At 40.5% G+C, this 23061-nt stretch carries 23 protein-coding genes; 22 read left to right on the forward strand and 1 reads right to left on the reverse strand.

The window, feature by feature from the left end:
* The first annotated feature begins 11 nt into the window (after window positions 1-11).
* The 18 genes from argS (at window position 12) to adk (ending at window position 17258) form a co-directional block, all read left to right on the forward strand.
* Window positions 12-1751: an arginine--tRNA ligase gene (gene argS, locus FNT16_RS11200; RefSeq protein WP_143871659.1), complete on the forward strand. Its 1740-nt coding sequence runs from the start codon at window positions 12-14 to the stop codon at window positions 1749-1751.
* Window positions 1752-2380: 629 nt separating this feature from the next.
* The gene (locus FNT16_RS11205; RefSeq protein WP_143871660.1) at window positions 2381-3142 is read left to right on the forward strand and encodes a DUF3450 domain-containing protein; all 762 of its coding nucleotides are present in this window, start codon (window positions 2381-2383) and stop codon (window positions 3140-3142) included.
* Window positions 3142-4503: a MotA/TolQ/ExbB proton channel family protein gene (locus FNT16_RS11210; protein ID WP_143871661.1), complete on the forward strand. Its 1362-nt coding sequence runs from the start codon at window positions 3142-3144 to the stop codon at window positions 4501-4503. The genes FNT16_RS11205 and FNT16_RS11210 overlap by 1 nt, the downstream gene beginning before the upstream one ends.
* Before the next feature lies 1 nt (window position 4504).
* Window positions 4505-5029, forward strand: coding sequence for a MotA/TolQ/ExbB proton channel family protein (locus tag FNT16_RS11215; RefSeq protein WP_143871662.1), 525 nt, complete (start codon window positions 4505-4507; stop codon window positions 5027-5029).
* A gap of 11 nt (window positions 5030-5040) precedes the next feature.
* Window positions 5041-5439, forward strand: coding sequence for an ExbD/TolR family protein (locus FNT16_RS11220; RefSeq protein WP_143871663.1), 399 nt, complete (start codon window positions 5041-5043; stop codon window positions 5437-5439).
* 1 nt (window position 5440) lies between these two features.
* Complete coding sequence (locus FNT16_RS11225) at window positions 5441-6055, forward strand: energy transducer TonB (protein WP_143871664.1); 615 nt, start codon at window positions 5441-5443, stop codon at window positions 6053-6055.
* Between the two features lie 64 nt (window positions 6056-6119).
* A complete protein-coding gene (locus FNT16_RS11230) occupies window positions 6120-7394 on the forward strand; it encodes a tetratricopeptide repeat protein (RefSeq protein ID WP_143871665.1) in 1275 nt (424 codons plus the stop codon).
* Window positions 7395-7544: 150 nt separating this feature from the next.
* Complete coding sequence (locus FNT16_RS11235; protein WP_143871666.1) at window positions 7545-7949, forward strand: HvfA family oxazolone/thioamide-modified RiPP metallophore; 405 nt, start codon at window positions 7545-7547, stop codon at window positions 7947-7949.
* Entirely contained in the window at window positions 7949-8791 is an 843-nt protein-coding gene (locus FNT16_RS11240) for an HvfB family MNIO-type RiPP peptide maturase (protein ID WP_143871667.1), read from the forward strand. Before FNT16_RS11235 ends, FNT16_RS11240 begins: the two co-directional genes overlap by 1 nt.
* Window positions 8784-9521 (forward strand): HvfC family RiPP maturation protein, encoded by a 738-nt coding sequence (locus tag FNT16_RS11245; RefSeq protein ID WP_143871668.1) that lies wholly within the window; start codon window positions 8784-8786, stop codon window positions 9519-9521. The genes FNT16_RS11240 and FNT16_RS11245 overlap by 8 nt, the downstream gene beginning before the upstream one ends.
* A gap of 59 nt (window positions 9522-9580) precedes the next feature.
* A complete protein-coding gene (locus FNT16_RS21020; protein ID WP_281281853.1) occupies window positions 9581-9709 on the forward strand; it encodes a hypothetical protein in 129 nt (42 codons plus the stop codon).
* A gap of 115 nt (window positions 9710-9824) precedes the next feature.
* Window positions 9825-10193 carry a response regulator gene (locus FNT16_RS11250; RefSeq protein ID WP_143871669.1) on the forward strand — a complete coding sequence of 123 codons (369 nt, stop codon included), beginning with the start codon at window positions 9825-9827 and terminating at the stop codon, window positions 10191-10193.
* A 117-nt stretch (window positions 10194-10310) separates the two neighbouring features.
* Complete coding sequence (apt, locus tag FNT16_RS11255) at window positions 10311-10859, forward strand: adenine phosphoribosyltransferase (RefSeq protein ID WP_143871670.1); 549 nt, start codon at window positions 10311-10313, stop codon at window positions 10857-10859.
* An 8-nt stretch (window positions 10860-10867) separates the two neighbouring features.
* The gene (gene dnaX, locus FNT16_RS11260; RefSeq protein ID WP_143871671.1) at window positions 10868-13441 is read left to right on the forward strand and encodes a DNA polymerase III subunit gamma/tau; all 2574 of its coding nucleotides are present in this window, start codon (window positions 10868-10870) and stop codon (window positions 13439-13441) included.
* A gap of 51 nt (window positions 13442-13492) precedes the next feature.
* Window positions 13493-13822, forward strand: coding sequence for a YbaB/EbfC family nucleoid-associated protein (locus FNT16_RS11265; protein WP_143871672.1), 330 nt, complete (start codon window positions 13493-13495; stop codon window positions 13820-13822).
* A gap of 18 nt (window positions 13823-13840) precedes the next feature.
* Entirely contained in the window at window positions 13841-14437 is a 597-nt protein-coding gene (gene recR / locus FNT16_RS11270; RefSeq protein WP_143871673.1) for a recombination mediator RecR, read from the forward strand.
* Between the two features lie 124 nt (window positions 14438-14561).
* On the forward strand, window positions 14562-16481 hold the full coding sequence (htpG, locus tag FNT16_RS11275) for a molecular chaperone HtpG (RefSeq protein WP_143871674.1): 1920 nt from the start codon (window positions 14562-14564) through the stop codon (window positions 16479-16481).
* Between the two features lie 132 nt (window positions 16482-16613).
* Window positions 16614-17258 carry an adenylate kinase gene (adk, locus tag FNT16_RS11280; RefSeq protein WP_143871675.1) on the forward strand — a complete coding sequence of 215 codons (645 nt, stop codon included), beginning with the start codon at window positions 16614-16616 and terminating at the stop codon, window positions 17256-17258.
* Window positions 17259-17350: 92 nt separating this feature from the next.
* On the opposite strand, the gene FNT16_RS11285 is transcribed toward adk, so the two are convergent.
* Window positions 17351-19402, reverse strand: a complete 2052-nt coding sequence (locus tag FNT16_RS11285) for a beta-propeller domain-containing protein (protein ID WP_143871676.1) — start codon at window positions 19400-19402, stop codon at window positions 17351-17353.
* Window positions 19403-19631: 229 nt separating this feature from the next.
* Between FNT16_RS11285 and FNT16_RS11290 the strand changes: the two genes are divergently transcribed.
* From FNT16_RS11290 to FNT16_RS11305, 4 genes are read left to right on the forward strand one after another with little or no spacing between them, the layout of a single operon-like run.
* A complete protein-coding gene (locus tag FNT16_RS11290) occupies window positions 19632-20612 on the forward strand; it encodes a MipA/OmpV family protein (protein ID WP_185976578.1) in 981 nt (326 codons plus the stop codon).
* On the forward strand, window positions 20602-21012 hold the full coding sequence (locus FNT16_RS11295) for a DUF3019 domain-containing protein (RefSeq protein WP_143871678.1): 411 nt from the start codon (window positions 20602-20604) through the stop codon (window positions 21010-21012). Before FNT16_RS11290 ends, FNT16_RS11295 begins: the two co-directional genes overlap by 11 nt.
* Window positions 21012-21713 carry a response regulator gene (locus FNT16_RS11300; RefSeq protein WP_143871679.1) on the forward strand — a complete coding sequence of 234 codons (702 nt, stop codon included), beginning with the start codon at window positions 21012-21014 and terminating at the stop codon, window positions 21711-21713. The genes FNT16_RS11295 and FNT16_RS11300 overlap by 1 nt, the downstream gene beginning before the upstream one ends.
* 13 nt (window positions 21714-21726) lie before the next feature.
* Complete coding sequence (locus FNT16_RS11305; protein ID WP_143871680.1) at window positions 21727-23040, forward strand: ATP-binding protein; 1314 nt, start codon at window positions 21727-21729, stop codon at window positions 23038-23040.
* Window positions 23041-23061: the final 21 nt, after the last annotated feature.

Raw genomic sequence — 23061 nt, forward strand, 5'->3', positions numbered from 1 at the left:
GGCAAAAATAAATGAAGATTAAACAACTTTTAGCTGAAAAAGTTCAAGCTGCGATGTTAGCAGCTGAGATCCCAGAATCATTCGGCCCACACATTGCGTTGTCTAAACAAGTTAAGTTTGGTGATTATCAGGCCAATGGCGTACTGGGCGCAGCTAAGCACTTAAAAACCAACCCAAGAGCGTTAGCAGAAAAAGTTGTCCAGCAGTTAGATTTAAATGAGATTGCCAGCAAAATAGAAATTGCCGGTCCGGGTTTTATTAACATATTCTTAAATGAATCTTGGCTGGCAAAACAGTTAAATATTCATATAGATGATCCTCGTTGTTCGGTCGCGCCCGCAAAACTTAAACAAACTTGTGTTGTCGATTATTCATCACCGAATTTAGCAAAAGAAATGCATGTTGGTCATTTACGTTCAACCATCATTGGTGATGCAATTGTTAGGGCGCTTGAATTTCAAGGGCACAATGTGATCCGGCAAAATCATATGGGCGACTGGGGCACTCAGTTTGGGATGTTAATTGCCCATCTTGAAACAGTCTTAGCCGATCAATCTGTAGCAGAAGTTGCGTTAGCTGACCTTGAGACATTTTATCGTGAAGCGAAAAAGCGCTTCGATGAAGATAGTGAATTTGCAGACAAGTCGCGCGAATATGTCGTAAAACTCCAATCCGGTGATGCACGTTGTGAAGCTTTGTGGAAACAATTTATCGATATTTCAGTCTCACACAGTGAAGAAGTTTACGAAAAATTAAATGTGACCTTAACGCGAGACGATATCAAGCCTGAAAGTGCCTATAACGCGATGTTAAATGAAGTTGTTAGCGATTTGAAAGCACAAGGTTTAGCGGTTGAAGATCAAGGCGCGCAAGTTGTGTTTTTAGAGGAATTAGCCGATAAAGAAGGAAATCCGTCGCCGGTTATCATTCAAAAGTCGGGCGGGGGCTTTTTATACGCAACTACAGACTTGGCTGCGCTAAAATATCGTGGCCAGACTCTGAAAGCGGATCGCAATTTGTATTTTATCGATGCCCGCCAATCGTTGCATATGCAGCAAGTCTTTACTATCGCGCGTAAAGCTGGTTATGTAACTGAAGATATGAGCTTAGAGCATCACCCATTTGGCACCATGATGGGCAGTGATGGTAAACCTTTTAAAACACGCTCAGGTGGCACTGTTAAGTTAGTTGAGTTGCTAGATGAAGCTATCGCCAGAGCAAAAACGCTAATCGCTGAACGTTCGACAGATTTATCAGAGTCAGAGCAAAATGAAATCGCGCGTAAAGTCGGTATTGGTGCGGTTAAATTTGCTGATTTATCCAAACACCGCACCAGTGACTATATCTTTAACTGGGATAGTATGTTGAGCTTTGAAGGGGCAACAGCGCCTTATTTGCAATATGCTTATACCCGTATTCGTTCTATCTTCACAAAAGCGGGTATTGACGAGCGCGCGATAGATTCTGAAATATTATTAAAAATGGCGCAAGAAAGAGCGCTTGCTTTAAAGCTCATGCAGTTTGAAGATACTCTAGAGCAAGTTTGTTTAGAAGCGCAACCTCATCTAATGTGTTTGTATTTATACGAGCTGGCGAGTTTATTCATGACCTTCTATGAAGCTTGTCCAATTCTTAAACTAGATGTTACAGAAAATGACAAAAAGAGCCGATTAGCACTGAGCCGTTGGACGGCTAAAGTAATGCGTACCGGTTTACATCTTTTAGGTATCGAAACCAACGAAAGAATGTAGTCTATAAAAATACTAGCAGTGTGTTGATCTTTAAAACCGAGGCAACAAAAGTGCGATATAAGTGTGATATAAGTGCGGTATAAAGGTCGATGCATATGCTAGAGAGATTCATATTTGTGTCTTTTTAGCCATAAACTCACTGCTCCTACCATCTAGAATTTTTATTTTCGTTATTACAAAAACAAATATTAATCTGTAACAAGGTGTTTAAACCTAATCGTTTTAGAAAACTATTTTGTTGAATCAAAATATCTTTTTAATAACTAAAAGATTTACAATTGGTGGTTTTTAGTACAAAAAACACATTTATGTTAATCTGAGTGAAGAAAATAGCTAAAATATTACGTATTTATATAAAATTCTTTGCAATCTACTATGTACTTTAGCTAAGATTTAACGGCGTCTATATAAAGTGAGATTTGAACTAGGATCTTTTAGTGCTAGATACTAGATTAAACAAATCTCCAACAAGTAAGCGGCTCGGTTGACAGTCTGATACATTTGGTAGAAGATTCGTTATTGTTTTATTAATAAACAGTACGGAAATTATTTTCACGGTGATGTTATCAACCGTCCACCACAGCTAAGTAAGTTCCAAACAATTTTAATTATTGGGAATCGTGTCAAAGATGATAAAGAGCAAAAAACTCGCTTCTGCAGTTGCTGTTGCATGTGCTATGTCACTGTCTTCAGTAGCTTCAGCAGACCAGGTTGAAAACCTGCATAAAGAAGAGCGTGCTATTCATGATGCAGCAGTTAAATCTCAGAAACGTGTTGATTCAATGTTTGAACAGTCTCTGGATTTGCTAAGTGAATACCGCCAAGTAGTTGACGAAACAGACAACTTACGCGTATACAACGATCACGTGCAAAAATTGGTTAACAACCAAGAAAAGATGATTGCTTCCTTACAGAATCAAATTGACAGCATTGAAGACACCAAAAAAGGTGTTGTGCCTTTAATGTACAAGATGTTAGATGCACTTGAGAAATTCATCGAGCTGGATATTCCAGTTGAAGTTGAAGCACGTAAAGAGCGTGTAGAGCGTATCCGCGAATTAATGAGTGAACCAAATATCACAACCTCAGAGCGTTATCGCCAAGTGTTAGAAGCTTATCAAATCGAAAATGATTACGGTTCGGCTATCTCTGCTTACCAAGGTAAATTGAACGACATGACAGTTGATATGGTGCATATCGGTCGTGTTGCTTTATTAGCTCAGTCTTTAGACCTTAAAAAAGCATGGGTTTGGGACAATACTGCACGTGATTGGGTTCAGTTAGGTGAAGAATATAATAAACCAGTTACAAAAGTAATTCGTATGGCGAAGAAACAGGTTGCACCTGACTTGATTGAAGTGCCAGTGTTTGCAGCGGAGAGTGCAGAATAATGAGACATTTAAAAACAATTCTAACTGCTTCAGCGATTGCTTTAACGTCAATGTCGTTTGGCTCTTATGCCAACACAGCCGCGTTGGACCAGTTACTTAACGAAGTAAAAAGTAACCGTGTTTCTGAAGCTAAAATAAACAAACAACGTGAAGCAGAATTTCGTGCTGCACGAGATCAAAAACAAGCTTTACTTAACAAAGCGAAAAAAGAATTAGCTGATGAGCAAGCGCGTCAAAAACGCTTACAGCAAACATTCGCAGATAACGAAAATCGAATCACCGACAAAACTAAAGAGCTTGATGATGCGAAAGGCACATTAGGTGAAATGTTTGGTGTTGTGCGTCAAGCATCAGGTGAAACGGTTGGACGAATCGCAACATCTATCGTTAGTGCTCAACCTGAATATGCAAACCGTACTGAACTTTTAGCTAAGTTAGCGGAAGCAAAAGAACTACCTAAACTAAATGAACTTGAAGAGCTTTGGTTTGCGTTACAGACCGAAATGACTGAGTCAGCAAAAGTTGTTAAGTTCGACGCAAGTGTTGTTGGTTTAGATGGTTCAGAGTCAATGCAAACAGTTACTCGAGTGGGTACGTTCAACTTACTAGGTGAAGACAAGTACTTAAAGTTCAACTCAGAAAGCGATCAAATCGAACCTTTAGGTCGTCAGCCTGAAAGCCACATGGTTGCCTCTGTTGCTGATTTTAACAGTACAACTTCTGGTTTCGCTGGTTTATACCTAGATCCATCTCGTGGTGCGATTCTTGATATTTTCAAGCAAAAAGCAACTATGATGGAACGCTATCATCAGGGTGGTTTACCAGGTTATGTGATTACAGTTGTGTTACTAATCGGTGCGCTTATCTCTCTTGAACGCTTTATCACATTAACTGTTGTGGGTGCGAAGATTAAGTCTCAGCTTAAAAACTTACAAAGCCCAAGCCAGAAAAATCCACTTGGCCGCATCTTAAGTGTTTATGATTCTAACAAAAGCGTAGACACTGAAACATTAGAGCTAAAATTGGATGAAGCTATCTTGCGCGAAACACCAAGTATTGAACGTGGTGTCAACGTAATCAAGATTTTAGCAGCAATCGCGCCTTTATTAGGTCTACTAGGTACAGTTACAGGTATGATTGGTACTTTCCAATCGATTACATTGTTCGGTACAGGTGACCCGAAAATTATGGCCGGCGATATCTCAATGGCATTGGTAACGACTGCACAAGGTCTAATTGCAGCACTACCTCTAATTTTCTTACACAGCATCACGGCTGCTAAGAGTAAGTCAATTGTCCATGTACTTGAAGAACAAAGTGCAGGCATTGTAGCTTCTCACGCGGAGAAGGAGCGAGCATAAGATGTTATACCTGATAGAACTTTGGGAAACTGTCAGGGGATTTATATCAACCGGGGGCGACGTATTATGGATCGTCTTCGGGGTGCTAGCTGTCATGTGGATTTTAATGATTGAACGATATTGGTTCATGTTTATAGAATTTCCAAAACTTCGAAAAAATATTATCGAACGTTGGGATTCACGTGAAGATACGACTTCCTGGTATGCACACAGAGTGCGAGATGCCTGGATTTCTGAAGCATCAGAATTGCTGAACGCCAGAATTCTTTTGATTAAAACCCTAGTGGCAGTCTGTCCTTTAATCGGTTTGTTCGGCACAGTAACAGGTATGATTTCAGTTTTTGAAACCATGGCTGTCTCTGGAACGGGTAACCCTCGCTTAATGGCATCGGGTATTTCCATGGCAACAATACCTACAATGGCAGGTATGGTTGCGGCGCTTTCTGGGGTTTTCTTTAGCTCTAGAATTGAAACACGCGTTCGAGTGGAAGTGGAAAAGTTAGTGGATAGTTTGCCACATCATTAGAGAGAATTATTATGGCACGTAGACATCGCCGAGAAGAAGAAGATGCAGCGATTGACATGACGCCGATGCTAGACATCGTATTCATCATGTTGATCTTCTTTATCGTAACGACCTCTTTCGTAAAGGAAGCGGGTATAGAAGTAAATAAACCAGAAGCTAGCCAGTCTAAATCTGAGCCTAAAGCGAATATCTTTATCGCAATTAACGAAAATGGTGATATTTGGATGGACAAGCGTATGGTTGACGTTGAACGTGTACAAGCTAACCTTGAGAAAATGTTAGCCGAGCAGTCAACTGATACTGTAATTGTACAGGCTGACAAAGAGGCGAAACATGGCAAAGTAATGAAAGTCATGGATCAAATCAAAGCGGCTGGTATAGATAAAATCGTAGTTGCGGGGAAAAAGTAATATGATCCGCCTACTGTTATCCATACCAATAGGCATCGCGATAACATTCGGCCTGTTTGTTCTAATGGCAGAATTAATTGCCAACAATCAGAGAGGGCCTGAAGCAGGTGAAGAGGCCCCTCGAATTGATATCGTGATGCAGAAGCCGTCGGATTCTGTTCAACAAAGAACTAGAACGCCGCCACCGCCGCCACCGCCGCCTCAGTCTCCGCCTCCGCCGCAACAGGCAGAGCCAGATACAACTAAGGCAGATGCTGGTGGTATTAACTTAGATGTTCCTAACGTTAGTACCGGTGGAGTTGATGTCGGTCTTGGTGACATAAGTGGCGCCATGATGAAAGATGGTGACGCGACACCAATAGTCCGGATTGAACCTCGTTACCCTGCTCAGGCAGCGCGAGATGGAATTGAAGGCTGGGTTGAACTAAGCTTTACAATTGATGAAGTCGGTGGCGTCATCGATGTGGAAGTTCTCAACTCAGAACCTCGACGTATATTTGACCGTGAGGCGAAAAAAGCGTTGGGTAAATGGAAATACAAACCAAAAATTGTTGATGGAAAACCAGTCAAACAACCGGGTCTAACGGTTAGATTGGATTTCTCTCTAGCAAAATAAGGTTGTTTTTCACTCAATTGAAGAAGGTTAGCTTACCCTTCAGTAGGCTAACCCCGGAGACAGTATGAAACTCTCACGATTGATTTTATCCGCTGTTTTAGTCGGTAGTAGTTTATCGGCCGTAGTTATGCCGTTAGACGTAGCTGCTAAAACTTTGGAAGAAAGAAAAAAGGAAAGACCTGTAGAGGTCATGTCCGAAAGAGTCGGTAAAAAAGTTGCGGAAGCAATAGACATGATGACAGGCGGTGAAGATGGTGAGAACAAAGCACCTTTACCAGATGTCATCAAAATGCTTGAAGATATTGACGTCAAAAAAGAGTTTGACAAGGCGTTTTTATCTCAATTGACTGGTAAATTGTATGCGCAAGAAGGCGAATACAAAAAGGCGATTGAAAAAATCAAGTATGCTGCCGATTTAGATGTATTAAGCTGGGATGACCAGGCTGGTGTGTTAAAACTTTTGGCTGTATTAAGCTTGCAGGAAGAGAAATACCAAAATGCTATAGATTACTATAACAAATGGTATGGCTTTACTGAGAAGCACGACCCTCAAGTATATACACATAAAGCTTTGAGTTATTATCAGTTGAAAAATTATGCTAAAACAGTTGAACAAGCTGATTTAGCAATTAAGCACGCAGATGAGCCAAAAGCAGATGCTTATCAGTTGAAAATGTCAGCTTATGTAGATACTAAAAACTACAAGAAAGCGATTGATGTTTGTATTGCTGCGTTGCAGTACTTCCCAGAAGATAAAAAATGGTGGGTTCCACTTGCTCAATTTTATCTAATGGAAGAAGATTATGCGCGCGCTTTATCAACGTTTGAGTTATCTGAAATGCAAGGGTTTTTAAACAAGCCTGCACATTACACAACTTTGGCGCAATTATATTCAATGTATGGTATTCCGTATAAAGCGGCTAAGACAATGGAAAAGCATATTGACTCAGGGTTAATCGAGAAAAACGCGAAAAACCTGTCAGTAACTGCTAACTACTATCACCAAGCATCTGATTATAAGAAAGCGGCGCAAACTTATTTAGCTGCCGCAAAGTTGAGCGAAGATCCTGAACACTATAGAAAATCAGGTGATTTGTTGGCCATCGCGGAAGACTATAAAAGTGCTATTGATGCCTACGAGAAAGCCATTGATTTCGGCAGCGAAAAGCTTGCTCAAATTAAGGTTTCGTTAATAGAAGCTCATTTTTACTTGGGTAACTATAAAAAAGCGTATCAATATGCCAAAGAAAGTTTGCAATCAAAACAGCACAAGCGTATGGCGCAAGGCTGGATTGGCTATATAAAAGATACAGCACAGCGTAAAAACGTATCTATATAACTTTCTACTTTTATCAGTGATTTGAAAAAGGAGCGCAAGCTCCTTTTTTTATGCACAAAAAAGTTTTTCTTAATGCGGAATTTTTGAAATATATTCTGCATCATTCGGGTCATCTAAGGGAATTAAAATATTCTAATAGGACATTTTTATATGAGAGCTTTAAAAAAATCATCTGTAGCAGCGACATTAGGTGCGGTCGTTGTTGGATCTTTAACGACTGTTGAACTTGCCCAAGCCAACCCTTTTGCCATGCAGCATTTAGCCGCTGGATATGAATTGGCTGCCGGCGAAGCTAAATGCGGAGAAGGCAAGTGCGGCGCTAAAGCCGACAAAGAAGCTAAATGCGGTGAAGGCAAGTGTGGCGCTAAAGCCGATAAAGAAGCTAAATGCGGTGAAGGCAAGTGTGGCGCTAAAGCCGACAAAGAAGCTAAATGCGGAGAAGGCAAGTGTGGCGCTAAAGCTGATAAAGAAGCTAAATGCGGTGAAGGCAAGTGTGGCGCTAAAGCCGACAAAGAAGCTAAATGCGGTGAAGGCAAGTGCGGTAGCAAAAAATAATGTTTGATGGTTTACATGGTGCGGGTCTAGGACTGCGCAGAGAGTTTATCGAGCACATCGACGAGCGTATGGATTCTGAATTGGACTTCCTAGAGGTTGCACCTGAAAACTGGATTAAAATGGGTGGCCGGTATGGCCACTTGTTTGAGCAGCTTACAGACAAATTCCAATTTACCTGCCATGGGTTATCTTTATCAATTGGGAGTCCTGATCCGCTAGATGTAAACTTCGTTAAACAAGTGAAAACTTTTTTAGATAAACATAATATTGTTTTATATTCTGAGCACTTGAGTTTCTGCTCTGCGCAAGGACACCTATATGATTTAATGCCAATTCCTTTTACTTACGAGGCGGCGCATTATGTTGCTAACAGGGTAAAGCAAGTACAGGATATTATCGAACGTCCTTTGGTGTTAGAAAACGTATCTTATTATACGCCATTAATGCAGGAAATAAGTGAATTGGAATTTACCAAAACTGTATTGGAAGAATCAGGTGCCTTGATGTTATTAGATGTAAATAACGTTTATGTAAATTCTATTAATCATAACTATGATGCCGAATTATTTATTTCTGGTTTACCTTCAGAAAAAGTTGTTTATGGGCATATTGCCGGCCATTATAATCAAGACATAGATCTCATAATCGATACTCATGGCGCTGATGTTATTGAACCTGTTTGGAAGTTGTTAGAATTCGCATATCAACAACATGGTTGTTTCCCGACTTTATTAGAAAGAGACTTTAATATTCCTTCTGTTGAGCAAATGCTTGAAGAAGTCCGATGTATCAGCAAAATACAGGCCGCAGTCAATAAGCTTAATTTGAGTATCAATGCATAAATTTCAACAAGTGCAATTGGATTTTGCAAAAACGATTCGAAATCCGCTTAATTCAGGCAAGTGCAGCACATTCCCAGAACAGCGTGTCGCGGTATATCAAGAACTTTTTATCAATAATATGCAAGATAGCCTTACTACGGTATTTCCGGTATTGGCCAAAATATATGGTGAGGTAAATTGGCCGAAAGTTGTCAGACAATTTTTTCAGATACATAAAAGCCGGTCACCTTATTTTAGTGATTTAGCATCTGAATTTATTGATTTTTTAAGTGAAGAATATGATAGCAAAGACGCTCCGCCATTTTATCTTTATCTGGCCCACTATGAATGGCTTGAATTAAGTATTGCGATAAAACAGGCATCATACAAACGAAGCAAAATAAAAAATCTTGAAACGCAATTTTTTGTTTTATCAGATGTTGCTCAGATGGTCTCTTACCCTTTTCCAGTGCATAAAATAACTGTCGATTACCAGCCACAAGCAGAGCAAGATACAACATATCTGGTAGTCTATCGCGATTTTAATGAAAGGGTTCAATTTTTAGAGATTAACGCTGTATTAGCTTTTACATTAGATTTAGTCGATAAATCTGTGGCAAATACTTTTTCTGCTCTGTTGGGTGAAGTTACTAAACACTTGCCTCAAATATCTGCAACACAATTGGAAAATGGACTAAAAACGAGACTGAGTGAGTTGGCAGAGGTTGGCATTATAGTAAATAAGAAATAATTATTTGGAATTGACGTAACTTTTGTCTAACATACGCAAAAATTTTTAGGAGGAGATATATGTCTCATCATGATCATCAGTTTGAAGAAACTTCAAACGTGGGCCATTTATTAGCGGCAGTGGCCGTGACTATTGCCTTACCTTTGCTACCAGCTGTATTAGGTTGGTATATCATTTTAGCAAAGTAAAACAAAAACATTTTTACAGTTAAGGACTTGGCAAATATGCCAATTTGAAACTTTTTGGCAGTTTTTGTGACTAACAAATACTGCCAAAGTTATTCAGGGTAGAAGGTTAAACATTATGAAAGTATTACTAGTTGATGATAACGTTGCGTTACGCCATCAAATTGCCGAGCAGTTGTTTGCCAATGGTTTTGAGGTAGAGCAAGCTGACAATGGTTTATCAGGCCTTAATAAAGCAAAAAATAGTTCATTTGATATCGTCGTTACTGACTTTAAAATGCCGATTATTGATGGTGTTAAGTTATCAGAGAATTTAATAAACGACTTAAATTATCAAGCTCAACAAATATTAATATTAACGACAGACACCAGTGCACAAGCCATTTTCAATATCGAAAAATTAAAGTTGGAATGGTTAGCTAAACCGGTAGAATTTGAACAAATCTTAGCTGCAATTCAGCACGCAGATGAAGGAGCAGCAGCTTAATCTTTAAACATACTTTAAGCCTGTTGGCTTAAAGTATGTAAGCTTGAAGCAGGATAGCTTGCAATTTGGTTCCATTTTGTTTTAATGCTGCCAAGCAAAACGTATTGGAACCTAAAAATGACAGAGCAAGCTAATTTGGACTATATCAGATCCAGCATTAAAACCATTCCTAATTATCCCAAAGAAGGGATCATGTTCAGAGATGTCACTTCTTTGATCGAAGATGGCAAAGCTTTCGCCATGTCAGTAAATGCGTTGGCAGCACAATACAAAGACAAACATATCACTAAAGTTGTCGGTGCAGAAGCGAGGGGATTTATTTTTGGCGCAGCCGTTGCAAATGTATTAGGGGCTGGTTTTGTGTTAGCCCGTAAGCCGAATAAACTTCCACGTGAGACCGTAAGACAAAGCTATCAGTTGGAATATGGTGAAGACGAACTGCATATCCACAAAGACGCTTTAACCGCTGACGATCATGTTTTAATGATTGACGATTTAATTGCAACAGGCGGTACAATGGAAGCCGCCGTAAAGATGGTACGTTCATTAGGAGCAAAAGTTGAAGATGCAGCTTTTGTTATCTCGCTACCTGATTTAGGTGGTTTAGCTAAACTGCAAGCATTAGATGTACAAGCATATAGTTTAGTGAGTTTTAACGGAGAGTAATATCTAAAATGAGTTATCAGGCACTGGCACGAAAGTGGCGACCACAGACTTTTGCTCAGCTCATGGGGCAAGAACATGTTGTAGCAGCTTTAAGTAATGCGTTAACCAATGACCGACTGCATCATGCTTATTTGTTTACCGGTACTCGAGGGGTCGGTAAGACAACTATTGCGCGTATTTTTGCGAAAAGTCTAAATTGTGCTGACGGTATTACGGCAGAGCCTTGTGGTCAGTGTCAAAATTGTCTGGCAATTGAAGAAGGGCGGTTTGTTGATTTAGTTGAGGTCGATGCAGCATCGCGTACTAAAGTTGAAGATACTCGCGAAATCTTAGACAACGTCCAGTATAAGCCGACTCAGGGGCGTTATAAGGTATACCTGATTGATGAAGTTCATATGCTCTCTCGTCATTCATTTAATGCTTTGCTTAAAACACTGGAAGAGCCACCTCCACATATTAAGTTTTTATTGGCGACAACCGATCCACAAAAGCTCCCGGTAACCATTCTCTCGCGTTGTTTGCAGTTTAGTTTAAAAGCAATGAATATTGCGCAAATCGAAAGTCAGTTGAATACCATTTTAACAGCAGAAAATATTATTAATGAACACTCTGCAATTAAAAGGTTAGCGGTCGCGGCCAATGGCAGCATGCGTGACGCGTTAAGTTTAACTGATCAAGCAATAGCCCAAGGCAATGGGCAGCTCTTGGAATCAACCGTCAAAAACATGTTGGGGCTGTTAGATGAAAAGCATATCAAAAAGCTTTTCTCTGCGCTGATTGAGCAAGATGTTCAACAAGCGATGCAAGCGGTTGAAGAGTTGTTTTTGGCCGCTATTGAGCCTGCACAAATTTTGATTGAGTTGATGAATTGTTTACACCAGGTCGCATTAGTTCAGAGTTTGCCTGAATTTAAGCCTTTAATGCCTGAACTACAATCGCTAATTGAAACCGCTGCGCAAGATTGGACGCCAGAGCAAATACAGCTTTATTATCAAATTTGTTTAAAGGGACGTAAAGATTTACCGTTTGCCGCGACCCCACGGGCTGGACTAGAAATGACGCTCATGCGTTTATTTACATTTTCTCCAGTTGATGTAGAGCGTAAATCAGTCTTTAAAGCGGTCAAAACAGTTATTACGGAAAACGACGACAGCGAAAAAAAAAATTTACTGAATGAAAGCCCAATCAGTAAAACAGCTGAAAATAACATTGACAACGAAGTCGCTGAATCAAGCCACACTGTTCAGCCAGAGCCAGAGCCAGAGCCAGAGCCAGAGCCAGAGCCAGAGCCAGAGCCAGAGCCAGAGCCAGAGCCAGAGCCAGAGCCAGAGCCAGAGCCAGAGCCAGAGCCAGAGCCAGAGCCAGAGCCAGAGCCAGAGCCAGAGCCAGAGCCAGAGCCAGAGCCAGAGCCAGAGCCAGAATTAGCCGCATTGCATGCTCAACAGGCGCAAATAGAATCACTTGCTGCCAGTCAAATGTCCGGAGTGGAAAACAATTCAGGCGGCGAATACGATTATTCTGATTATCATTATCAAGTTGATGAAGATGAACTCAGTCCGCATGAGGCTACTACACCGCAGGTTTCACAAGAAGTTATCGGCTCGACAAATAGCCAGCTTGATATAACAGGGTCTGCAACAAACACACAAAGTACAGACATGCATCTTGTGCTGTTATCTGTGCGGCAGAAAAAACAAGATTCACTAGCGCAAAAACAAAAAGACAAGCCTGATGCCAGCGCAAAATTGACAGTGCCGGAGTCGATTAAAGCAAGACATGCGGAGCCACAAGTTAAATCTGCGCAAGAGTCAGTTGAGTACAAAGAGAACACTCGTACTCAACCTGTTACTCAGGCCGCACCGACATCACAGGCTGCAATGGATGCTGAAAATGCAAATGCTCAAGCACAGGTAACGCATTCAGAAACCCCTGCTTCGCAAGAACCTCAATCAGCAGTAACAGAGCAAGATAGTGAAGAAGCGCCTTGGGTAGATCATTGGTCTGGAGATATGTTTGCCGAATCGCAGGCGGCGCTTGAATCAAATATGCAGCCACGCGCGGCGAATTCCGCAACAACAGAAGCTTCGGTAACACGACCTGAATTAAAACCAGAGTCAAACCTTGGCTTTTTGATGCAAGGGCGTGAAGATATCATTGAAAAGTTTAATTTAAATCACCAGGTTAGAAATGGTGTAACCCATGCTCAACAAGTGGATGAGTGGGCTAATTTAGTCGAGCAACTGGATTTATTTGGTTTGCAACGTCAGTTTGCTTTGCATTCCGAGTATGAAAAAAATAACGATCAGGTTCGACTCTTGTTAAGCGACGAACAAAAACATCTAAACATCAGTAATAATGTTGATGTTGTTACAGAAAAGTTGAATCAGGTATTCGGTGAATCGGTTGAATTAATCGTTGAAATATCAAGTGATGCGCTGATAACACCATTTGAAATACAAAAGTCGATTGATTATTGTCGCTATCAGTACGCCAAAGAAGTCATTAAAAATGACCCCAACGTCCATCTGTTGCAGCAATTTTTTGCCGCTGAAGTGGTCGAAGAGACAGTAAAAGCGTTATAATACTGCAAATAATATTGCAAATTAATTGAATTAAATTGAAGGTAATAAAATATGTTTAAAGGTGGTGGATTGGGCAATATGATGAAGCAAGCGCAACAAATGCAAGAGCGCATGCAAAAAGCCCAACAAGAGATCGCTAATATGGAAGTTATTGGTGAATCAGGCGCAGGCATGGTAAAAGTGACTATGTTAGGCAATCACAATGTTAAAAGAGTTGAAATCGATCCAAGTTTATTGGATGACGATAAAGAAATGTTGGAAGATCTGATGGCCGCTGCGGTGAATGATGCCGTCCGTCGAGTTGAAAAACAAAATCAAGAGAAAATGGCTGAAATTACCGGCGGTATGCAATTACCACCTGGTATGAAAATGCCGTTTTAGCGCAGTTAAAGAGTATTCATGAAATTCTCCCCATTATTAGATGCCTTAATTGAATCTTTACGCATCCTACCGGGTGTTGGGCCAAAGTCGGCACAGCGCATGGCTTTTATGTTATTAGAGCACTCAAATGGGGCGAAAAAGTTAGCTAAAAATATATTGGCTGCCGTAGACGGTATTCAATCTTGCAGCCAATGCCGCAACTATACCCAACAACCTGTCTGTGATATTTGCCAATCTGAGATCAGAAAAGACGCAGGGCAATTATGCGTCGTAGCAAGTCCTTTAGATGTTTTGTCAATTGAACAAACAGGTCATTATCAAGGTCGGTATTTTGTATTAAAGGGATTACTTTCACCAATCGATGGGATTGGGCCGGATGAGTTAGGTTTGGATTTGTTGGCAAAACAACTACAACAATCCTCAGTACGAGAATTGATCTTGGCGACATCACCCAGTGTTGAAGGTGAAGCGACCGCTTATTATGTTTCTGAAATGGCCAAAGCGGCCTCAATTGAGGTGACCCGACTGGCACAAGGGTTGCCATCTAGCGGCGAGCTATCTGCAATCGACAGCCGAACCTTGGGTCATGCGTTTAGCGGTCGAAAACAGTTGTAAAAAATTTAAAGCCTCATCTTGAAATCAAATCAGCGACCCCCCATTTAATTAGCACTTAGATGAGTTCATTTTGAACTGATATACATTTTAGCTAGAATTGCGAATTAGACAGGAGACGTATTCAATGAGCGAAGTCGCACATAAAGAAACGCATGGCTTTCAAACAGAAGTAAAACAACTTCTGCAATTGATGATCCACTCATTATATTCAAACAAAGAAATATTTTTACGTGAGCTTGTATCTAATGCATCTGATGCGGCCGATAAACTACGTTTTAAAGCGCTATCAAATAATGCATTATTTGAAAATGATGGTGATGTAAAAGTTCGGATCAGTGTCGACAAAGATGCCGGCACGGTGACCATTTCAGATAATGGTATTGGTATGACGCGCGATGAAGTCATTGAGCATTTAGGGACAATCGCAAAATCAGGCACAAAAGAATTTTTTGGTAAATTAACCGGTGACGAAGCAAAAGACTCGCAGTTAATCGGTCAATTTGGTGTCGGTTTTTACTCAGCATTTATTGTTGCAGATGAAGTGACTGTGCGTACTCGAGCTGCAGGTGAAGCGACAGAGCGTGGCGTTGAATGGAGTTCAAAAGGCGATGGTGAATTCACCATTGGTGATATTGAAAAAGAAAAACGCGGCACAGACGTTATTCTGCATTTAAAAGAAGATGAACAAGAATTTTTAGACGACTGGAAAGTACGTTCTATTATCACACGTTATTCTGATCACATTGGTATTCCGGTAGAAATGTGGAAAGAAGGCACTCCTGAGTCAGAAGGCGAAGACGGTGAAAAAATAGCAGCGACAGAAGGGCAGTGGGAAGCCATCAATAAGGGAACTGCACTTTGGGTACGAGACAAATCAGATATCTCTGATGAAGAGTACAAAGAGTTTTACAAATCTATCGCACATGATTTTGATGAACCGTTGAAGTGGGTACACAATAAAGTAGAAGGTAAAACGGAGTACACAAGCTTATTGTATATTCCAAAACGTGCGCCGTTTGACATGTGGAATCGTGACGTAAAACATGGCATTAAGTTATATGTTCAACGTGTATTTATCATGGATGATGCAGAAAAATTCATGCCGAGCTACCTCCGTTTTGTTAAAGGTTTAGTGGATTCAAATGACTTACCATTAAACGTATCGCGTGAAATATTGCAAGATAATAAAGTTACCCAAGCCATTCGTAGCGGTAACGTAAAACGCGTTTTACAAACCCTGACACGTATGGCTGAAAATGCGCCTGAAGATTATGCAATTTTCTGGAAAGAGTTTGGTAATGTATTAAAAGAAGGTCCGGCCGAAGATTTTGCCAACAAAGACAAGATCGCTAAATTGTTCCGTTTTGCTTCCACACACACAGATAAAAACGAACAGACAGTTGCGTTAGATGCTTATCTTGAAAGAATGAAAGAAGGTCAGGATAAAATCTATTATATTACAGCCGATACCTTTGAAGCTGCTAAATCAAGCCCGCATCTAGAAGCGTTCCGCAAAAAAGGCATTGAAGTGCTCTTAATGGCAGAGCGTGTTGATGAGTGGATGATGTCTCATTTAACTGAATACAATGAGAAACAATTCCAACATGTTGCTAAAGCGAACATCGATTTATCTGATATGGATGATGAAGACACTAAAAAAGCGCATGAGGAAACAGAAAAAGCATTTGAAAGCTTTGTTGAGCGCGCTAAAAACGCATTAGGCGACAAAGTTAAAGACGTTAAAGTATCACATCGTTTAACAGAATCACCAGCTGTGATTACAACCGATGAGTATGATATGAATACTCAAATGGCGAAACTTTTAGAAGCTGCAGGGCAGGCAGTACCTGAAACTAAATATATCTTCGAAGTTAACCCAGAGCATGCCTTGGTTAAGCGTGTTGCAGATGAAACAGATGAAGAATTATTCAAAGAATGGGTCGAAGTGCTGTTAGATCAAGCGACTTTAGCTGAAAGGGGGTCATTGAAAAATCCAGCTGAGTTTGTCACTAAACTGAACAAGCTATTGTTAAAAGTTGGCTAAACCCAACTGACATATCTGGATAAATAGTATGAAAAACGGACGCCAAGCGTCCGTTTTTGAGTTTTTGGCTTGTATAATCCCACTCATCGTTGTATTGTTCGCCGCAGTTTATTTTTGTACTTAGAGGACGTTATGCGAATCATCTTATTAGGTGCGCCTGGTGCAGGTAAAGGCACGCAAGCACAATACTTGATGCAAGAGTTCGGCATTCCGCAAATCTCAACTGGAGATATGCTGCGCGCTGCAATTAAAGCGGGTACTCCGTTAGGCTTAGAAGCGAAAAAAGTGATTGATGCCGGTCAATTGGTTTCAGATGAAATCATTATTGGTTTGGTTAAAGAGCGTATTGCTCAACCGGATTGTCAAAATGGCTTTTTGTTAGACGGTTTCCCACGCACAATACCACAAGCGGATGCTATGGTAGAAAGCAATATCAACATCGACTATGTTTTGGAATTTGATGTTCCGGATGAAGTGATTGTTGAGCGAATGAGTGGACGTCGGGTTCATCCAGCTTCAGGTCGTGTATATCATATCGTATACAATCCACCTAAAGAAGAGGGTAAAGATGATCAAACCGGTGACGATTTGATCATCCGCGCCGATGATGAACCGGAAACGGTTAAAAAGCGTTTGGATATTTACCATGAACAAACTGAACCATTAGTTGCATACTATCAAGGTTTGGCAGAGCAGGGTAAAACACAGTATCACAAATTAGATGGTACACAGGCCGTTGAAAATGTCAGCGCGCAGTTAAAAGCCTTGTTAGCTTAATATTTAGCGAATCAAAAGCAAAATATAAAAAACCGCCTTGTATAATTACAGGGCGGTTTTTTTGTATATCAGGTGATTTATTTTACAGTGGGTTAATATGGACCAAAAACAACCTCTGGCGCAGTCCAATTACTTTGCCAAACTTTGTCCTCTTTAATGTAGTAAATTAAATCAGCGTGTAATACGCTGCGATCATCGTAACTATATCCACTGCTCTCAAGATTAGGAGCAACCTCTCCATCAAAAGATAAAGTCGCAGTGCCAGACGCTTGTTTAACAGTTAATAATGCTAATCTTTGGTATTGTTTCCAAGTCTGACTGCCATCATTCTCTGTTGTGACATTCCAAGAGGTCACAGGCAAAGAAAAACGATATTCATCATCAGATAGTCTCAACATCCCCAGAGCATGGTAATTATATTCAACAGGTGTATGGCCATTGACAAAAACCTGGTTGCCTAATTCAAGTGGTGAGGATATATCTGTAACGTCAAACAAAGCCACTTTAGCGCCGGGTTCAATCACCTCATCATTACTCGTGCCCTCTTCTGTCGCTTCATTTATTCGCACGCCATTTGGGTCAACCTCTTGGCCGATACCTAACAACAAGTTTTCACCAACAGGCTGCAAATAAGAAGAAAAACCGGTCACTTCTAACTCTCCGGCTATTTTAGGTTCATTTACATCCGCTAAGTCGAGAACATATAGAGGGTCAATTCGTTCAAAAGTGACAACATAGGCTCGATCTGCAAAATAACGCACCGCGTAAACATCTTCATTTGCTTTGCCAATTTCATCAGGACGACTTTCGTTCGGTAACTTAGCCACTGTTTCTAGACGTTGAGTGTCGCTATCATGGCGCAGAATATATAAATGATGATCAAATCGGTCATTCTGGTCACTGGTTCTCGTTGTCGTGACGACACGTAAATGCCCCTGATATTCACTGAACCGGAGCTGCGTTTGGTTCCAGCCGAACGCACCGTCTAGTTGAGCGGAACCCAAATATTGGAAATCAAGTTGATTATCTAACATTGTAAACTGATGCACGACAGAATTGTAACCTGCTTCACCATCATAGTGTGTGCCGTACAAATAAAGCGAATTTAACGACGCGTACACACCTTCAACTTGAGTGTTGATACAAACGGATTGTTTTGTTTGTGGGTCTGCAAGTGAGATCGCCGTTAACGTAATCAGTGCGTCAAACCCGGTATTTTCGGTACTGCCTTGTGGTAAATAACAATTTTCAGCATCCACTAAATTTGCACTGTCACCACTGGCGTCTGTTATTTGCGGTAATATTTCGCTTTCGTCTAATGCAGTTATATTTCTATAGGTACTCAGTTTTTCGTCATCGTTTTGCGGGTAGAGCCAATTTTCATTAAGAACAGGAGAATAACTAGAAACTAGGTACAAGGTATTATTAATGACTCGGCTAGTGATCAGTCGTCCATCGATTTCAAATTCTGCTTTATTAGCGGGTTGCTCAGGGACAGATACATCATTGATGGAGATATTGAATTTTGCGCTGTAAGGCCGCCAAATATCGAATACCGTATCCGTCAGGGCAGCGTTATCAAAATAGTAGTAATTTTCGCTGCTCAATAAAGTTAACGTATCAGCGCTCAAATACAAATCATCGACTCGTTTGTTTTCAGCTTGTTGCTCAAATTTGACAGAAGCAACTTCACTCAAACTATCGTCAGCGTTCCGTTTAAGTACTCTAACTTGACTATTATTCTGGCCTGATTCATATTGATTGCTGGCAATATATAAATAGTCGCCATCATATTTAATGCGATCCGCTTCATCAACTCCTTCTTCTTGTGTAATGGTTTTTGAGAAGTCATCGTTGGCAGCTTCCGCACTTCCATCTGTTGTCGGCGCGGCATCCACCTCCATGGCATAGATTACGTTCCCTCGTTCAGCAGATAAATAAAGACCATTTTTTAGACTTGTTAAAAATGTTTCTTTATCTGCTTTTTGTAATGGTTTTAATGACGTTTGAATTGCATTGATATCTGGTACAGTATCTACTTCGGTTTGTGTACCATCTTGATTGGTATCTATACTTGAGCCACCACAGGCTGAAAGCAATATGAGTGACGCTAGTAAAGATATTTTGCGGTTTGTGAAAGACATAAGATCCAACTCCTTTTTGAAACAGCTTAAGTTTAGGCTAATTAGACTAAATATGTGTTTAATCTATATGCTAACTATAGGTTGATCTGGCGTTCTTACCGTTGTTAATTGCTACCAAATGTAACCAAGTGTTATTTGCACTGGTAAAACCCTGTGAGGGGCGATAAATTAATTACTATATGGTGCCCTAGCTTAATAGCGCTAGATTACTTAAAGATTGGAGAACTTCTTGAATAAATTGATTCAGAATAGTTGCTTGCAGGTAGGTATTCTGTTTTGTTTTTTAGCTTCAACAGTACTGGCTGAGCAAAATCAAGTATTGCACAGTCAATCCGTGGTACCTGTCGATCGATGGCAAATATCGGTTTCTGTTGGCATTGGCAAAAAATCCAACCCTTTATTTGATGGGGATGACTTACCTCTTTTAATTATTCCATCTGTTTATTATTACGGCGAGCGCTTTTATTTTGATAATGGAGATATCGGTTATAGCTTTTATGAGGATAACCATTTTTCGTTAACAGCAGTGGCGCGTTTAAACGAAGAATATGCACATTTTATTGATGGACATCCCGCTAACTTTTTGGTTGCGACTACGGTTGGGGTTTCAGTCGCGCCAGAAACTGAAGTACCGCTTGATGCTGTCCCTGCCGTGCCAAGTACGGGGGATGGCATGACCGATGATGGGGGGGATCCGCAGCCGAGCCAACCGGAACAGCCAAGCTTTGGGCCGGACCAGCGAGAAGTTAAATTTCACAGGAAAAATCTAGCGGATAAAAAGTGGTCTGTTGATGCGGGGCTGCAATTTTATTATTTTGTTAATCAACAGAATCGTTTGCGCTTACGCTATTTAACCGATGTGAGCTCAGTTCACTCGGGTTCAAATGTAAATATAGAATATAGCTACTTATGGCAGCAGAATAATTGGGCTGTTCGCAACAGTATAGGTGCCGACTGGCTGTCTTCTGAGGTTAGCCAATATTATTATGGTATCGGCCAGCGAGACACTCAGCAGCAACAATATTGGTATCATCCTAGTGCAAGTTGGTTACCTTATCTGCGTATTAACCCCAATTATAAAATTAACGATGCATGGAAGGCCGTGTTTTTATTAGAGTATCAAAGTTTATCGAAGGCACTTAAAAATAGCCCAGTTGTTGAAGACAATGCAAGGACGACGCTGTTTTTTGGAGTGAATTATGCGTTTTAATCAGCTTGCTGCGAGCAAACAGAGCTGGGTATGTGTCGTGCTATTTTTAATCTGCCCAATCACGCAAGCTCAGACTTCAGGCAGCCATTTTTTTTCCGTCAAACCAGTTATTTGTTTGGTGCAGCAACTTGGTCAAAAGTGTCAAATGAAAGCAGAATTTAGTTGGCAGTTGTTAAATGCTGAAGGTGCAAAAGTATGTGTTTGGCAAGAAGAAAAAGCGTTACATTGTTGGCAAAATAAACAGAGCGGACGCGCACTGTTGCCCATAGAGTTAAAACAAAATACGGTATTTTACTTGAAAGCAGGCAGCCAAGTTTTGTTTGAGCAACTGGTACGGGTTGCCGGTATGCAACCTAGAAAGTATAGAAACAGGCTGCATTCTGATTGGAGTTTGTTCTGATGAAAAATATTGTTCTTGTTGAAGACGATCAAAAACTGGCCAGTCTGATCGCACAGTTTCTTCAACAAAACCGCTTTCAGGTGCAAGTTATCGCACGTGGTGATATTGCTATCGACACAATACTGAACGTTAATCCCGATTTGGTTATTTTAGATATTAATTTACCCGGTTGTGACGGTTTTGCCGTTTGTCGGGCAATACGCAATAAGTATTCTGGACCTATTTTGTTTTTAACGGCAAGAGACAGCGACTTTGATCATGTTTCTGGTCTGGAAATGGGGGCCGATGATTATTTAATTAAACCTATTGAGCCACATGTTTTACTCGCTCGCATTCATACATTATTCAGGCGCTGCAGTGGACAAAATATCAGTCAGATTAGCCAGTCAAGCGTATTGGTTTTTGGCAATCTTAAAATTGATAAACAATCGAGAATTGTTACATATAGAAACCAGCGCATTGAATTAACGACTCATGAGTTTGAGCTATTGTTGTTACTGGCCAGTAAACCGGGCGAGGTGCAAACTCGAGAATATGTGCATCAAAAAATGATAGGGCGAGAGTATGATGGTTTAGACAGAAGTGTTGATGTTCGGGTATCAAGGTTGCGTAAAAAATTGCATGATGATTTAAATAAACCTTATAAAATTGTGACGGTTTGGGGGAAAGGATATGTATTTAGTGCCACAGCTTGGGATTAACTAGCGTGCTATTATGAGCAGAATTTTTATCAGTTTATATTTATTTGTCGTGATTGCTTTATTTGCTATCAGCTGGGGGAGTGAAGCGATTTGGCATAGTTTAAATGATAAATCTGACAGTGACGCTAGAAAGTTGGCCCAATTGGCACAAATTAGCTTATTAGCGATCAAAGACGAACAAACACTGCAATCGTTTCGCAGCGAATTACAAAAGCAACTTCAGTTTAATGTTGAAATATTGGAACAAGCTGATTTTGCTGCGCAGGGCATGCAGCCAACATGGTTAACCTCGCAGTCTACTGAATTAAGTTATAGTAGTGATGATAGCTTGATTATATTACAACCGATACCCGAAATGGGGAAGGTGCTACAGATTGGCCCGATACAGCAAGCGCATGAAAACCATTCACTTAAATCGATATTACAATCAATCTCGTATCTGATGCTGGCTGTTTTTATTGCAGCATGGACTTGGCCACTGTGGCGAGATCTTAGAAAGTTAAACCGAGCGAATGAAAATTTTGCAAAAGGGAATTTTAACCAACAAATTAGCTTACATAAAGGCTCTGCTATTTACCCTTTAGCTGATAGTTTTAATCATATGGCAAATAAAATAGCGCAGCTCATTGATGAACAAAAATTAATGTTAAATGCGGTGAGTCATGATTTGCGAACGCCTTTATCGCGGCTAAAATTTTCACTGGCCATGATGCAAGGAAACCCCGAAAAGGATAAGGCCGATGATAATAGTTGTTTACAAATAGATTCAATGAAACAAGATGTACAGGCTTTAGAAACCCTTATCGATGAGTTATTAAGTTATGCAAGGTTAGAGCACCAGAACAACAAATTGTCGTTACAAAAAGTACCTGTAGTACAAATAGTGCGACATTTCTTGCACCTGTTCGAAAGCTCAAATGTGCATTTTAAAACGGACTTAGCAGATGATTATGAATGGTGCTGTGATGGTTTCCTTTTTGAAAGAGTCGTGCAAAATTTATTCAGTAATGCAGAAAAATATGCAGTTGCCCAAGTAAATGTTGAGTTATCCGTCGCGACATCTAACCGCGAGAGGTTAGTATTCGTTGTTGAGGATGATGGGAAAGGCGTTTGCCAGCAGCAACAGCCACATATTTTTAAGCCTTTTTACCGCGCAGATGAAAAGGGGAAAAGTAAATCGAATGGTTTTGGCTTGGGTTTAGCGATTGTTGATAAAATATGCCGATGGCACAAAGGGCAGGTTACAGTTAGTCAAAGTAAATTAGGCGGCGCCCAATTTAGCGCATGCTTCGGTCAGCTGCACTGGGGGAAACCAGACTTATTTTAACCTTTGTTTATTGTTGGACTA

This window comes from Catenovulum sediminis (assembly GCF_007289895.1).
GTDB classification, from domain to species: domain Bacteria; phylum Pseudomonadota; class Gammaproteobacteria; order Enterobacterales; family Alteromonadaceae; genus Catenovulum; species Catenovulum sediminis.

Coding starts and splice junctions, on each gene's coding strand:
- argS (WP_143871659.1), top strand. CDS start 12: ATGAAGATTAAACAACTTTTAGCTGAAAAAGTTCAAGCTGCGATGTTA.
- FNT16_RS11205 (WP_143871660.1), top strand. CDS start 2,381: ATGATAAAGAGCAAAAAACTCGCTTCTGCAGTTGCTGTTGCATGTGCT.
- FNT16_RS11210 (WP_143871661.1), top strand. CDS start 3,142: ATGAGACATTTAAAAACAATTCTAACTGCTTCAGCGATTGCTTTAACG.
- FNT16_RS11215 (WP_143871662.1), top strand. CDS start 4,505: ATGTTATACCTGATAGAACTTTGGGAAACTGTCAGGGGATTTATATCA.
- FNT16_RS11220 (WP_143871663.1), top strand. CDS start 5,041: ATGGCACGTAGACATCGCCGAGAAGAAGAAGATGCAGCGATTGACATG.
- FNT16_RS11225 (WP_143871664.1), top strand. CDS start 5,441: ATGATCCGCCTACTGTTATCCATACCAATAGGCATCGCGATAACATTC.
- FNT16_RS11230 (WP_143871665.1), top strand. CDS start 6,120: ATGAAACTCTCACGATTGATTTTATCCGCTGTTTTAGTCGGTAGTAGT.
- FNT16_RS11235 (WP_143871666.1), top strand. CDS start 7,545: ATGAGAGCTTTAAAAAAATCATCTGTAGCAGCGACATTAGGTGCGGTC.
- FNT16_RS11240 (WP_143871667.1), top strand. CDS start 7,949: ATGTTTGATGGTTTACATGGTGCGGGTCTAGGACTGCGCAGAGAGTTT.
- FNT16_RS11245 (WP_143871668.1), top strand. CDS start 8,784: ATGCATAAATTTCAACAAGTGCAATTGGATTTTGCAAAAACGATTCGA.
- FNT16_RS21020 (WP_281281853.1), top strand. CDS start 9,581: ATGTCTCATCATGATCATCAGTTTGAAGAAACTTCAAACGTGGGCCAT.
- FNT16_RS11250 (WP_143871669.1), top strand. CDS start 9,825: ATGAAAGTATTACTAGTTGATGATAACGTTGCGTTACGCCATCAAATT.
- apt (WP_143871670.1), top strand. CDS start 10,311: ATGACAGAGCAAGCTAATTTGGACTATATCAGATCCAGCATTAAAACC.
- dnaX (WP_143871671.1), top strand. CDS start 10,868: ATGAGTTATCAGGCACTGGCACGAAAGTGGCGACCACAGACTTTTGCT.
- FNT16_RS11265 (WP_143871672.1), top strand. CDS start 13,493: ATGTTTAAAGGTGGTGGATTGGGCAATATGATGAAGCAAGCGCAACAA.
- recR (WP_143871673.1), top strand. CDS start 13,841: ATGAAATTCTCCCCATTATTAGATGCCTTAATTGAATCTTTACGCATC.
- htpG (WP_143871674.1), top strand. CDS start 14,562: ATGAGCGAAGTCGCACATAAAGAAACGCATGGCTTTCAAACAGAAGTA.
- adk (WP_143871675.1), top strand. CDS start 16,614: ATGCGAATCATCTTATTAGGTGCGCCTGGTGCAGGTAAAGGCACGCAA.
- FNT16_RS11285 (WP_143871676.1), bottom strand. CDS start 19,402: ATGTCTTTCACAAACCGCAAAATATCTTTACTAGCGTCACTCATATTG.
- FNT16_RS11295 (WP_143871678.1), top strand. CDS start 20,602: ATGCGTTTTAATCAGCTTGCTGCGAGCAAACAGAGCTGGGTATGTGTC.
- FNT16_RS11300 (WP_143871679.1), top strand. CDS start 21,012: ATGAAAAATATTGTTCTTGTTGAAGACGATCAAAAACTGGCCAGTCTG.
- FNT16_RS11305 (WP_143871680.1), top strand. CDS start 21,727: ATGAGCAGAATTTTTATCAGTTTATATTTATTTGTCGTGATTGCTTTA.